Origin of the sequence: Dyadobacter sp. CY261, from assembly GCF_021440085.1 — a bacterium.
Taxonomy (GTDB): domain Bacteria; phylum Bacteroidota; class Bacteroidia; order Cytophagales; family Spirosomataceae; genus Dyadobacter.
In genome coordinates this window covers 48,375-61,735 of the sequence record NZ_JAKCPW010000005.1, presented here as the reverse complement: position 1 = coordinate 61,735, position 13,361 = coordinate 48,375, and the positions used below count along the sequence as shown (strand labels likewise).

The following is a 13,361-nucleotide window of genomic DNA, read 5'->3' as shown; positions in this document are numbered from 1 at the left end:
TGGATGTTTAGCATCCGCAGTGGGAATAGGTGCAGGGATTTGGTATTATTGTGAAAACGAACAGGCTTATGATCACAAGTTTCGACCAGCTGGATCTTACCAAACAATACACCTACGCTGACTATCTTAAGTGGCAATTCAAGGAGCGTTTGGAACTGATTAGGGGATACATTTACAAAATGTCCCCGGCTCCGTCGCGTCGGCATCAGGAGGTTGTATTCAATTTAAGCGGGTTCATTTGGAGTCATTTGAAAAGCAATCCATGCCGGGCATATGCAGCTCCATTTGATGTTAGATTGCCGATTAAAGACAAAAAAAGCAATCAGGAAATCACTACTGTTCTACAACCTGATCTTTGCGTAGTCTGCGATTTGTCAAAACTGGACGACCGAGGTTGCCTTGGTGCGCCGGATCTGGTAATTGAAGTTCTTTCTCCGGGAAATACCTCGAAGGAAATGAACCACAAGTACAATGTGTATGAAGAATGCGGAGTACGAGAATATTGGGTTGTCTACCCAGACTATGAACACGTTATTGTTTATTTGCTTGATCAGGACGGTAAATTTGTGGGGCAACATCCTAAAAATATTGGTGAAATTTTGCAATCAGCCGTTTTTCCCGATCTTGCCGTCAACCTTTCAGAAATCTTTGCTGAATAAAAGAAACCCCGAAAGTCAATCTCCGGGGTTTCTTTTCAATATATGTAAATCACACAGTCACTTCAGCTTCGAGATGCGAGGCGCTCAAATGTAGCACTTCGGTAGTCCATGCGCGGGTTTTTATCGCCAGGTCTTTTTCTTTTGAAAGTGATTTTCCGAATGATGGGATAATCTTTTTGAATTCGCGTTGCCATTCCGGGCTTTTGGCTTCTGGAAAACATTTATGGATCAATTCGAGCATGATCGATACGGCTGTGGATGCGCCCGGCGATGCGCCTAGTAATGCAGCCAGGGAGCCGTCCGCAGCAGTCACCATTTCGGTACCGAATTCCAGAACACCGCCTGCCTTTTTATCTTTCTTAATAACCTGAACACGCTGTCCCGCTGTTTCAAGGTCCCAATCTTCCAGTTTAGCCTCTGGGAAGTAGTCTCTCAATGCTTCCAGACGATCTTGCGGTGACTGCCTTACCTGATCGATTAGATACTTTGTCAGCGGAATGTTATGCAAACCGGCCGCAAGCATTGGCTTAATATTATTGAGCTTAATGGAAAGCGGGAGATCCAGATATGAACCGTTTTTCAAAAACTTGGTAGAAAAGCCGGCATATGGCCCGAATAGTAATGCTTTTTTACCGTCGATAATGCGGGTATCGAGGTGAGGGACGGACATCGGAGGCGAGCCTACCGAAGCCTTACCATATACTTTGGCCTGATGCTTTTCAATGATTTCCGGCTTATTGCAAACGAGCCATTGACCACTTACAGGAAAACCACCGAAACCTTTTCCTTCCGGGATATTCGATTTTTCGAGCAAAGGCAGAGAGCCCCCTCCTGCACCGATGAATATAAATTTGGCGCGCACCCCACTTTCCTTTTTCGTTGCGCGATCTTTTACCTCGATCTGCCAGGAATTATCCTTATTGCGCTTTAGATCATCTACTTCATAATTGAGAAAAAGATTGACACCATCTTGCGTTTCAAGGTAATCGAACATCGCCTTGGTTAGCGCGCCAAAGTTGACGTCGGTGCCCAATTCCATACGGGTAGCGGCTACTTTTTCGTCTGCATTCCGGCCGTCCATCGTTAGTGGCGCCCAGTCTGCGATCACGTCCTTCTCCTCGGTGTATTCCATTCCGTGAAAAAGGTGATGGCTTGTCAAAGCCTCATACCGTTTGCGGAGATACTCTACGTTTTCTTCACCCCAAACAAAACTCAGGTGTGGAATATTGTGGATAAATGTATCAGGTGAATCGATCACCCCATTTTCAACAAGAAATGACCAAAACTCCTTGGAGACTTCGAACGACTCGGCGATCTTGACGGCTTTTTTGGTTTCAATAGAACCGTCGGCCAGCTGGGGCGTGTAGTTCAATTCACAGAAGGCGGAATGGCCGGTGCCAGCATTGTTCCATGGATCTGAGCTCTCGGCGGTTACGCGGTCAAGGCGTTCGAAGATGGAAATGGTAATGGAAGGACTAAGCTTTTTTAGCAGAACCCCGAGCGTAGCGCTCATAATGCCTGCCCCAATCAAAACCACGTCAGGTGAGCTCGTTTTTGAAGACTTTTTGGTATTCATCACGAAAAAAAGTAAATATGGTAAGAGGGCCTAAGCCCGGAAAAGTACAAATTGCTATTAGGTAACAATCATCCTAACAATATTTGTTTCGAAAATAGTATAATTCCAAAAATAAAAATTAAGAGGTATCGCAAGTTCTTTGCAGGGGGCAATTAAAACTTGGATTGTTTTAATAATTGGAAATATGGACGAACATTAAGCAAGAGAGGCAGCGCATTTGCGCTGCCTCTCTTGCTTAATGTTCGTCGCCTGATTTTTATTTGTCAGCCGTAATAACGCGCACATTTGCGCCCAGAGATTTTACAGTCGCCTCGTAATCCGTCCAGTCGACGCTGCCGTTCAACCTGTACTTTTCAGCGGGAACAATAATCGCTTTAACGTCTTGAAAATCTCGCTCAGGAGCAGTCGCTTGGTCCTCCGACCAACTTATCGGGTCGACCACCACATAGAATCTGGTATCGAAATACTGGCTCCATGCGTTGAAATTGGTGAACTTAGTATCTGTATCAAATTTCACGACACCTGGCACAGCATAGTATCTGTTTTGGCTTTTGACATAGGTTAGGACAGCGCTTTTAGAGATTAGCACAGAATCAGCAGCTGTCAGACCTGACTTTCCTAAGACGTAGCCGCCTTGATAACTTTTAACTGGACCGGAGGAAATCATCAAAGCTCCAACACCGTCTTTGCCATCCTCTCCATTAACTCCGGAGTCCCCTTTTGGTCCTTGCGCCCCTGCCGGTCCCTGTGCCCCTGCCGGTCCTGCGGGTCCTACGTCGCCTTTGTCTCCGTCGCAGCTTACGAAAATTACAGCAATCAAAATCGGTAAGATAAATGTTAACTTTTTGAGCATAGTCAAGATGAGTTTAGTTAAAATAAAGCCATATGGCGCAAAGTAACTGAAAAAATAACAATTGTTATAACTGAAACGTATATGCGTTCATTTATCAAAAACGTTTACATAGCGGGCGGTACCCGATATTCATGAAAAGGAACAATAAAATCATGCCATTTATCAGGAAGTTGCTATGAGCTTTTTTAAGGATAAGAAATTAGGGAACATCTCATGAAAAAATGATATTTTTATGCATGAATTGTATATAAAAGGCTTATTGTCATTTATTTTACCAGTTATAGCACTATAATATAAATACATTATGAACAAATTTACTTTTACGAAAACCTTCTTCTCTGTTCTGTTTTTATCCTTGTTGGTTTGTGGTGAAGTATGCTCGCAGGGCACGCCATGGAATGGGACATTTGGAAATGAGTGGTTACAAGGGAAGTACAATCAGAAATGGCTCCGTATTGGCGTCACGGTCAGGGGAGTTCACCGCGTAACCTTGCCAGCAGGATTTTTGAGTGGCGCGGATCCTGCCAAATTACGATTGTTTCATCGCGGACTGGAGGTTGCGCTGCTTAAAGCAAATACCACTGAAATCGAATTTTACGGATTACCCAACGACGGATCTTCCGATTCCCTGTTGTACCGGCCTACAAGCTCACGCATCAATCCGTATTATAGCATGTACTCCGACGAAAGCTCTTATTTTCTCACTATCGATCCTGATAATGGCAAAAGGGCAGTTACGGAAACGATCAGTGATGCTACCGGCGCCAACGTGCTTACTTCTCATGATGGAATGGATCGTACGGTTTATTCAAATCAATATACACATGCGTCTCAGGTATCCCTGCGCCCCACCAACTTGAACAGCTTCATGGAAGAAGGGCAGACAAGGACCGGGACAGCGCTTGACGACAATGCAGCGGATACTATTTACAGTGCGTTTCCTATTGCACTCAAAAAGAGAGTGGGGAATGATCCGGTAACAGTAAAAATATTAATGGCTGGTCGTTCCGATTACATTCCTAACGGCGCGAATCCAAGGAATTTTCACATTTATATTGGCCAGAGTGCATCGACCCTAAGACACGACGGCCAGATTTCTGTTTCCGGCTTCAACTATGGTGAGTATTCATTTACCGTACAGCCGGGAGATCTTAGCCCAACGAATGAAGGACGGCTTGGTTTCAGATCAGATGCTCCGCTTCAGGCGTTATATTATGACTATTTTTCAGTGACCTATTATGCGATCAGTTACAAGCAAGAGATAGATATGCGGGGTCTGGCATCCTATGAATTTAATTTCCCGGCTGCCGCACAAGGAACAAAAAACAAGATCGTTGTCACAACACCTGCATCAAATGCGAAATTTTACGATGTTTCGGATCCGTACAATGTAAGGATCATCAACGGGCCTGCTAATAATCTTATTTTCACCAGGCCCAATGGAAAGCCCCTGAAACTATGGGCATCCAATGTGACTACGATTGTAGCCCCAGCTAAAATCACCTCAACTCAATTTAGTGTAATTAATAAGGCAGACTACGATTATCTGATAATAAGTAACGACGTGTTGCTGAGCGCATCCGATTCTCTTGCCAAATATCGCAAAGTCGAAACTCCCGGTAGAAAATTCAAAACCGGAGTATTTAAAATCAGGGATCTTTATAACCAGTTCAATTATGGAGAGCCAAGCCCGCTGGCTATCAGACGTTTCGTCGATTACATGATTTCGGACGGAAATAAAGACCGCTTTTTGATGTTAATGGGTAAATCGGTCACCCGTAACGACAGGATCACGAAGGAACTTCCTAATGAAGTCCCAACCTTTGCATTTCCCGGCTCCGACATTCTTCTAATCGAAGGCCTTCAGGGGACGCCAAAGGATGTGCCCGCTATTCCAGTAGGACGGCTGCCAGCAGTGGTAAATGCAGATGCCCTGGCGTATCTGGATAAGGTCAAGAGTTATGAAAAAACCAGCTCAGGGATTGCATGGAAAAGAAATGTCATACATCTCAGTGGGGGAAAGACACAAGCGGAAATTGATGACCATTCAGCAAACCTGGCCAATGTAGCCGGAATGGTAACAAACCCTGCGAAGTTCAAGGGAAATGTGGTTGCATTGAAAAGAACGGATCTATCGGACCCGCTTAACGGGCAGCAGTTGGATACGTTATACAAATATGTAAACCCTGGCGTGGGGATGATCACATACTTTGGACATAGTGCTCCATACCGTACCGACTATAACTTCGGTTACGTTTCGGACCCTGCAAAACAGTTTAACAATCCAGGCAAGTACCCGATTATGTTCTACAATGGATGTGACATCCTGAACGTTTTCTCGAACAACTTTGCCACAACAGTTAACGAGTCCACTTCGCGCCCTCAGTCGCTCGACTGGCTGCTGACCGCCAATAAAGGCGCAGTAGCAGTTTTTGGCAATACATGGGCTGGATATGCATCCAGCTGCAATAACTATCTACAGCGGATCTACGCTGCAATTTTCAATCAAAGCGATAAGGACCGGAAGAGCATCGGTGAGATGATGAAAGATGTTGCGCTTCAAACGAAACTGAGCGCCGGTTACCGAGTGGGGTATGAAAATGCCCGGCTGAACATCGAATATATTGCGGACCAGGCGCAGATCCATCAGACATTGCTGTTGGGAGATCCTGCTTTGAGGGTTCTAATTTCTACCGAAGGTGGGCTTCCTGTGGATTTGGTATCGTTCTCTGCTAAACTTGCAACAGTTGACCAGGTGGATGTTGCGTGGAAAACTGCTTCCGAAACGAATAACAGCCACTTTGTCCTCGAAAGAAGTTATAACGGAAAGAACTTTGAAACGCTGGCCAGAATTGAAGGCAAAGGCAATACATCTGTTGAAACGACCTACACTTTCCGCGATAGCAAGCCACTTCCCGGCGTAAGTTACTACCGTTTGAAACAAGTAGATGTGGCGAGCATCGATGCCGAGGGTAATGAAGTGGAAGGAAAGTCGACATTATCAAGGATTGTTTCCGTAGAGCGGGAAGGGACGAGTTTGTTAAAAGTGTACCCAAATCCATCTTCTGATGTATTTAATATCCGGATCGACGCGCCCGTTAGCTTGTCTAAATGGAGTGTTGTGGACAATTCGGGTAAAATCAGAAGAACTGGTTCAGGAGATAGTGCCGACTTATCGAATTTGCCAACAGGCTCTTACACGTTGAAAATAGTAACATCAAATAATGATGTCTACTTTAAAAAAGTAATTAAAAAATAAGTTTCTGAGCGAGATGCACACTGTCTATTCCAAAAAAGCGCTTTTAGTTTCTATTATTCTGTTGCTCCTTGGCTGCTTAAGTATCAAAGATGCCTCCGCACAATGGACGGCCCCGTATGCCAATAATTGGATCAGCTATGGTAAACCTTATGTCAAAATAGGAATTACTAAAAAAGGAGTGCACAGAATTGCGGTTGCTTCACTGCCCAAAGAATTTCAGGTGATAGCGCCGGAAAAATTGCAGCTTTGGCGAAGAGGCAAACAGGTATCGCTGTTAAGTGCATCCAAAACGGAGATCTTATTTTATGCCCTTCCCAACGATGGTGCAAGCGATTCTTTACTTTACAGGCCTATGAGCTCTCGTCTGAATCCATACTTCAGTCTGTATTCGGACGAGGGGGCCTATTTCCTTACCAATGCAGATGAAGCTGGCAAAAGAGCACCGGTTATTAACCAGGCGCCCGATAGTAAGCTTACAGTGTTGCCTGCGCATGATGAAGTCATCACCTCTCTCTTTCAAACAGACTATTCGCTAAGTGCGGAAAGTTCAAACCGTGCTGACTTTTTCAATAGCTTTTTCGAATTAGGTGCCAGCCGGACTGGTAAGTTTCAGGCAGTTGCAACAACACTCACTAACGCTTTCACTTTGACAGGCCAGACCAGTGATCTAGGCAATGCTTGGGTAAAACTTCTGGTTCATGGACGAAGTAATAACACACGCAATATTGAAGTCTACATAGGGAAAGATGCGCAATCCCTGCGTAAAGTTGGGTTGATCAGCAATGCTGGCTTTTCGGGCTCCGAATACACATTTGCATTGGCTCCAGGTGATGTCGACGATGCGAAGAAGGGAATATTTACTTTAAAGAGCGTCAGCGCCGAAAAATACGATGGTTTTTCTCTGGCTTATTTTTCAATAGGCTACCGGCAGCTTTTGAACATGAATACTGCCAAAACTAAAGAATTCAGGTTGTCGGCAGCCGAAGCAACCTCGGCTTGGAGCCGTCTGCGAATTGAGGGCGTTACAGCCGGATCCAGGGTGCTAGCGATGGCGGATGACGATAATCCCGCTATTCTTGAGGGATCTTATGAGAATCTGATGGTTCCGCGCACGATCGGTAAAAAGCAAAGAATACTTGTTACCAGCGAGGTGACAGATGTGGCAGCGTCCAAGATGAAGGCGATGACCTTCATACCATTTAGCCCCAAAAATACAAATTACATTATTGTGACGTCCGAAAACCTAGCCGATGGAGCGAATGCATATGCTACCTATCGTGCTTCCGTCGCAGGAGGTGCTTTTAGGCCGCTTGTAGTTAAGATTACCGATATTTACAATCAGTTCAACTACGGAGAGCCGAGCCCGCTGGCTATCAGGAAGTTCATGGCATATATGCTGAATGAGGGAGGAACGGATAAGAATCTTTTCCTAATCGGCAAGTCGACCACACGCGTAGAGCGGATGAAGAGGGAACTGGCTGACGAAGTGCCGACCGTGGGTTATCCGGGATCGGACATTCTTCTTGTCGATGGTCTTGCCGGAGCGCCCCGGGACGTTCCAGCGGTTCCGGTTGGAAGATTTGCAGCCATTACGAATCAGAACGTACTAGACTATCTTGAAAAAGTAAAAGAGTATGAAGATAATTCAGATGGCGAATATGGATGGAGGAAGAATGTACTCCATTTAAATGGTGGTAAAAATGTCGGTGAAATCACGCAGTTGCGGGATCTTCTCGCTGATCTTGTTCCCAATGTCGAGACAGGGGTGATGGGAGGCAAGGTGACGCCGTATGTAAAACAGCGGGCTATGGCAGAGGTGGAATCAGTCAACATCACACAAAATGTCAATACCGGCGTCGGATTGATTACCTATTTTGGTCATGGATCTCCGATTCTTACGGACCTTGATATGGGTTATATCACAGATGCTGCCAGGGGCTATAACAACCGTGGAAAGTATCCGATGATGTATTTCAATGGGTGCGGGGTTGGTAACATTTTTAGTGGCCGCTTTAATTTAAATCCACCTAACCCTACGGCCAGTGACCGTATCACATTGTCGCTGGACTGGATGTTAGCACCTAAGCGCGGCGCCATTGCAGTAATTGCAAACTCGTTCGAGAGCTTTGTCAGCCCGTCGTCCAACTATTTGCAACAACTTTACGCGGCTATGTTTGTCAATGAGAAGACGTACCACATGCCGATCGGAAAAATACAACTCGAGGTTGCAAAAGTGATCGTGTCGAAGGCTAACGATAGGTACAACGTCGCTAACGTTCATCAATCGTTGCTGCAAGGTGACCCGGTACTCAAACTGGTGACACTCGACAAGCCCGATTATGCCGTAAACCCGGTTGATGGGCTTACATTGTATTCGGAAAGTCCGGACAAGACGATCGAAAATTCGGATTCTATCAAAGTGGGGATAGTGGTATCCAATTTGGGTAAAAACGTTTCAGGACTTACTATACCAGTTGAAATTACGTATTTGTCGAAGGCGAACAGTGTTACTAGGGAATTGCTGGTGAAATCGTTTCCACTCAGCGATACGCTTAATGTGTCGTTTGCTAACACAAAGAACATAGAATCCGTTAGGATTTCTGTCGACCCCAAAAAGAGCATTGTTGAGCTGAATGAGCAGAATAATATTACAATGTTCTCATTCAATTGGGATGCGATCAAAGGGGAAAGTCTGGTGTCTGCGAAGGACTTGATAGCACCTTTACTAACAGTAAAAATTAATTCGCAAATTCCTCGCCAAGATCAGACTTTTACCCCCAATCCGGAAATTTTGGTTACTGCCACTGACGACCGTCGATTCTCACCTGATACGTCTTTGGTAGACATTTTCATTAAGAGATGCGGTACAGACTCCTGCGATTTCAATAAGGTTGAATACTCGAAGTCAAATATTGAATTGCGCTCTGTAGATGAAACTTCTTTCGAATTAAAGCTGTCGACTACTGATTTGGTGCCAGGTGTTTACGAAATGCTTGTAAATGTTCGTGATAGTAGTGGAAACGTCAGTCCGGCTACTTACCGTGTGAAATTCAAAGTAGCGGAGCAAGATCCGTCGGGACCTGAAATGATTGTGAGCCCGAATCCTGCGTTATCCTATGCCAAATTTGAAATCAGGAATGTTTCCCGTGCAGAAGTAAAGTCGGTAAGATATATTATTTATAACAGCCTAGGTACCGTTGTTAGAGACTTTCAGGCTGGCTTGATAAGCTTGTCGCCAGATAATGTGTGGTATTGGACTCCCAATCTGGAGCGATCGGGCTTATACACTTACAAGGTCATTTTGGCAGGAGAATCGGGAAATACGGTGAAGACACTTACAGGTAAGCTTGTGTTGCTACGGTAGTCAAGACCTTCTATGTCTTACTTTCATTTAACCATTCGAGCCAAAGCGCGATGGAGATAGTTCGCGCAATATGAAACCAAGTGTTCATTTTGTGTGTATACGGGACTTTGTCGTTTTTAAGCAAAGATATTTGATGTGCAAAACTTGCAGGGTCGATGTAATGCCAGATCTCGTTTGAATCACCCAAAAGACTTGTAGCTTGCTGATACATCCTGGATATTACATCCTGTGCACGATGTCCCACATGTGTTTTTGTACTTCTGCACCGGACTTCTTCCGGCAATATTCCCTTCATTGCTTGCCGAAAATGACTTCTCCCGATCCCATCCCCGAACTTCATGACATCGGGTACAGCGAGGCATAGCTCGAAAAGGTCACTGTCGTAAAATGGAGAGGCGTCGGCTATTCCGTGATGTTTGCTTAAAAAGAAACTTTGCTCATTGGAGAACATTGTCTGGGCGTTGTATACGTCTCGCAACGCTTGTATTTGCTCTGCCGAGGCACCAGTTTCCATCAATCCGTCCATAGACTGCAGGTTATCATCGGATAAGCCAAACTCGGCGATAAACTCCTTTCTAAATATGTGAGCCGATGGTCTAATCTGCCTTTTGCGGAATTTATTCAAAATGCTCCCTATTCCCCTCGTAAGGAAGTACTGATACGAGACGGGAAAATTTTTTGATACATCTGCATAAAAGTTTCGAAACTCTGCGGGGGAGCTGTATAGAAGTTTTGACGTTATTCTGGCATAAAGGAAGTTCTGTAGAACGAGATGGTATTTCTTCTCCTCGGAAAAAGAATTCCAACCGGGATATTTATACGCGTGGGTATAATACTTGACCCTTTTTCTAAGCAAATCTTTTACCAGCGCCCAATCGCGCCTTTGAAAAGAATAAATGATAAGTTCTAGCCCACTTCCTGCGATAGAATCTCCATCACTTCCGTTTAGCACCACATCACAGCCCAGGTCTTTGGCATATTGCAGCAAGCTGGTAGTAAAAGATGGCGTTACCAGCGTGGATGACGGTTGGGCACCTAATCCCACATGTGAAGATAATATGCTAAAATCCTCTTCGGATTGCAAAATCTCATGGTGTGTCGTGTTAAGCTTTTTTGCTACTTCGTCAACAAAGAGATTTTCGTCGGTATCAATGGTATTTGAATTATTGTATAATGTGTGCAGGCCTCGCTCAGGATAAAGGAATCTCACAACACTCGTTACCGAGCTGGAATCAAGTCCCCCACTTAGATGTGAGGCGATAGACAGTGATGGATCGTTAATGCACTGGTTAACAGACCTAATGAATCGATGCCGGAACTCCTCGCCAAACTCTTCTACGGTTTTTAAATGAGACCATCTTGACGGGCGTAGTGTGAAAGAAGGGGTGTTTTTCTTCTCGCCGTTGAGACTTAGTTCGAGCGTGTGCCCGGGAAGAACCGACTTGACATTTTTGTAAAAGGTATCTTCCGAATAGATAGCGCCGCCGTCATGTGAAAATGTAGCGTAGGACGCCAGGCGCTGATGATCTATTGAAATGTGCTTTCTGACATTTTCATTCGTAACCAAACTTCGCAGATCAGTTGAAAACGCGATAAACTCATCGGGAACAGCCAGGTAGTAAAGTGGGCAAAGCCCGAAGAGTTCTCTGGATAATGATAGACGCTTTGTCCGTTCGTCAAAAAAAGCAAGTGCCCCGATTGTATCAACAGTAGCTTTTAAAAAGAAAGAAGAGACAAAATTGTGAGCTTTATTGCTCACAATTTCTGTCTCTCCCGAGTTGTTTTTGACGCTTCCTATAACTGAATAAATTCTATTTTTCAGCAGTGGCTCATCATCTATGCCGATATAACCACTATGTAGGAAAACTGCTTTGCGATATTTGGCAGATATAACTTCTTTATTGTATCCTTCAGACTTGATGAAAAAAAAACCCTCAAAAGCCATCAGAAGAAAGGTATCTGCACCAAATTAGTTAATCAGTCTGGGTTGAAAGTCTTCTGACCATCTTTAATGTCAAAACTACCTCCGAATTTACCTTTAGTCAACTTCGCAACATTTCCTAATTTGTTCAAAACCGGCTTGCGGTAAGACTTTCTTGTCTGTGTAGAGTGCGTTATCACTGTTCTCATTGTTTATAGGTTATAAATGATTAATACCAGTATCCGATGTAAATTTAGTCACAGAAAATTAAAAACCAAACTTTCGGGACCCTGAATATGAAAAAAACAAGTTTCCGTTAAACGAAGTATTCACCTGTTGACTATTGCCTGTCCCCAAAATCAATGATTTTCCTTGTTTTATGCGTTCCGGATTCCACTTGTCCGGATCCAATGCATTCCTCATTTTGGCAAAATTCGAAGTCTGTTTGTTCGTCTGACAGCAGCCCGACGCCATTTCCGTAAATTTTTACGCCTTTGTACTTATTGATAATTGAAGTATCATTTCTTTCGATAACCGTTAATGATTGATTAAAAGAACGGTCGCCAATTTTTATGGGCTGATTTACATCTTCGTAATAATATTCTTCCTTATCCAGATCATTATACATATTCCCGTTCCATTTCGTGCGCGTGTCCACCGGGAAAACGAGTGAGAAAATGGTTTGATTATCAATGCTGGTCAGTAATTTGTCAGGATATTTTTGTACCGTATATTCTTTGGTTTTCTGCCAATAATCGGCAGTTGAGTTTCTGGCGGACCTCGATATAAGATAGGTTATGACGCCGGCGGAATCGGAGATCACTTTTTCTACCTCATCGCGCTCCTGCCATTTTTTTACCACGGGTGCTGTCTGTCCGGTCGAGTAAACCTCTTCATTAACCTCAAATACCTGATAATAACCCACCCTGAGCGGATAATATGCATAAACGTCGACAGGATCTGTCGTGTCCTTTTCACAGGATACCAGCGCTGCACATGAGGCAAATAGTACAATCAGCGAGGGATAAAATATTGTGCGTACAGTTTGGTTCATTGCCCGAATTATTACGTGATGATATGTTACTAATAATGCTTTCCCTCCAATTTCCCCTTTAGAAAACCGATCAATACTTGCAAACCGGTATCGAAACGCGAGTTATTGTTAATAATCACATCGGCTTCGGCCCGTAAAGGAAGAATAAATTTGTCATACGTCGGAGCGACATGATGTTCCCAACGATATAATACATCGTCGAGATCGTAACCACGCTCGTTATTATCACGAATAATCCGCCGTTTTATTTTAACATGCTCCTTGGCATCGACGAAAATTTTTAAATCGATAAGCCGGGCTATTTCCGGGAAGTAAAAAACAAAGATGCCCTCGACAATAATAATGGGCCTGGGCTCAAAAATCAGGATTTCAGGCTGGATAAGTGGATTATTGAAAGTATATTCTTTTTGCTGCACTGTGCGTCCGGCTCTCAGTACGGCAATATGTTCAGCGAAGAGATGGTGATCGATGGTTTCGGGTAAATCAAAATTCTCTACACCGTTTTCATCCCGGGGAATCTCGTGGATCGGCCGGTAATAGTTATCCTGTGAAATGCGGGTTATGTCATCTTTGCCAAACGCATTGATGAGATTTTTCATGAAATAGGTCTTGCCCGATGCGCTCCCACCGGTAATACCGACAATGTAGGGCGATTTTTCCTGATCTGACATCATA

At 44.2% G+C, this 13,361-nt stretch carries 9 protein-coding genes; 3 read left to right on the top strand and 6 right to left on the bottom strand.

The window, feature by feature from the left end; genetic code table 11:
- The first annotated feature begins 68 nt into the window (after window positions 1-68).
- On the top strand, window positions 69-659 hold the full coding sequence (locus LZD49_RS15360) for a Uma2 family endonuclease (RefSeq protein ID WP_234668459.1): 591 nt from the start codon (window positions 69-71) through the stop codon (window positions 657-659).
- Between the two features lie 49 nt (window positions 660-708).
- Here the strand turns inward: LZD49_RS15360 and LZD49_RS15355 are convergent, their stop codons facing one another.
- Both LZD49_RS15355 and LZD49_RS15350 read right to left on the bottom strand, forming a co-directional pair.
- Complete coding sequence (locus LZD49_RS15355; protein ID WP_234668458.1) at window positions 709-2,235, bottom strand: malate:quinone oxidoreductase; 1,527 nt, start codon at window positions 2,233-2,235, stop codon at window positions 709-711.
- Window positions 2,236-2,491: 256 nt separating this feature from the next.
- Window positions 2,492-3,088, bottom strand: a complete 597-nt coding sequence (locus LZD49_RS15350) for a collagen-like protein (protein ID WP_234668815.1) — start codon at window positions 3,086-3,088, stop codon at window positions 2,492-2,494.
- A gap of 304 nt (window positions 3,089-3,392) precedes the next feature.
- Between LZD49_RS15350 and LZD49_RS15345 the strand changes: the two genes are divergently transcribed.
- Window positions 3,393-6,347: a C25 family cysteine peptidase gene (locus LZD49_RS15345; protein WP_234668457.1), complete on the top strand. Its 2,955-nt coding sequence runs from the start codon at window positions 3,393-3,395 to the stop codon at window positions 6,345-6,347.
- A 13-nt stretch (window positions 6,348-6,360) separates the two neighbouring features.
- Entirely contained in the window at window positions 6,361-9,711 is a 3,351-nt protein-coding gene (locus LZD49_RS15340) for a C25 family cysteine peptidase (RefSeq protein WP_234668456.1), read from the top strand.
- A gap of 10 nt (window positions 9,712-9,721) precedes the next feature.
- On the opposite strand, the gene LZD49_RS15335 is transcribed toward LZD49_RS15340, so the two are convergent.
- The 4 genes from LZD49_RS15335 to LZD49_RS15325 all read right to left on the bottom strand — a co-directional run bounded on the left by LZD49_RS15335 (window position 9,722) and on the right by LZD49_RS15325 (window position 13,360).
- Window positions 9,722-11,656: an asparagine synthase-related protein gene (locus LZD49_RS15335; protein WP_234668455.1), complete on the bottom strand. Its 1,935-nt coding sequence runs from the start codon at window positions 11,654-11,656 to the stop codon at window positions 9,722-9,724.
- A 32-nt stretch (window positions 11,657-11,688) separates the two neighbouring features.
- Window positions 11,689-11,841 carry a lasso RiPP family leader peptide-containing protein gene (locus tag LZD49_RS36080; RefSeq protein ID WP_409021328.1) on the bottom strand — a complete coding sequence of 51 codons (153 nt, stop codon included), beginning with the start codon at window positions 11,839-11,841 and terminating at the stop codon, window positions 11,689-11,691.
- A 131-nt stretch (window positions 11,842-11,972) separates the two neighbouring features.
- The gene (locus LZD49_RS15330; protein ID WP_234668454.1) at window positions 11,973-12,686 is read right to left on the bottom strand and encodes a hypothetical protein; all 714 of its coding nucleotides are present in this window, start codon (window positions 12,684-12,686) and stop codon (window positions 11,973-11,975) included.
- A 29-nt stretch (window positions 12,687-12,715) separates the two neighbouring features.
- Window positions 12,716-13,360 (bottom strand): uridine kinase, encoded by a 645-nt coding sequence (locus LZD49_RS15325; RefSeq protein ID WP_234668453.1) that lies wholly within the window; start codon window positions 13,358-13,360, stop codon window positions 12,716-12,718.
- Window position 13,361 lies beyond the last annotated feature (1 nt).

What these genes read in the sequence shown, in the direction of transcription:
- LZD49_RS15360 (WP_234668459.1), top strand. Translation starts at nt 69, where the DNA reads ATGATCACAAGTTTCGACCAGCTGGATCTTACCAAACAATACACCTAC.
- LZD49_RS15355 (WP_234668458.1), bottom strand. Translation starts at nt 2,235, where the DNA reads ATGAATACCAAAAAGTCTTCAAAAACGAGCTCACCTGACGTGGTTTTG.
- LZD49_RS15350 (WP_234668815.1), bottom strand. Translation starts at nt 3,088, where the DNA reads ATGCTCAAAAAGTTAACATTTATCTTACCGATTTTGATTGCTGTAATT.
- LZD49_RS15345 (WP_234668457.1), top strand. Translation starts at nt 3,393, where the DNA reads ATGAACAAATTTACTTTTACGAAAACCTTCTTCTCTGTTCTGTTTTTA.
- LZD49_RS15340 (WP_234668456.1), top strand. Translation starts at nt 6,361, where the DNA reads ATGCACACTGTCTATTCCAAAAAAGCGCTTTTAGTTTCTATTATTCTG.
- LZD49_RS15335 (WP_234668455.1), bottom strand. Translation starts at nt 11,656, where the DNA reads ATGGCTTTTGAGGGTTTTTTTTTCATCAAGTCTGAAGGATACAATAAA.
- LZD49_RS36080 (WP_409021328.1), bottom strand. Translation starts at nt 11,841, where the DNA reads ATGAGAACAGTGATAACGCACTCTACACAGACAAGAAAGTCTTACCGC.
- LZD49_RS15330 (WP_234668454.1), bottom strand. Translation starts at nt 12,686, where the DNA reads ATGAACCAAACTGTACGCACAATATTTTATCCCTCGCTGATTGTACTA.
- LZD49_RS15325 (WP_234668453.1), bottom strand. Translation starts at nt 13,360, where the DNA reads ATGATGTCAGATCAGGAAAAATCGCCCTACATTGTCGGTATTACCGGT.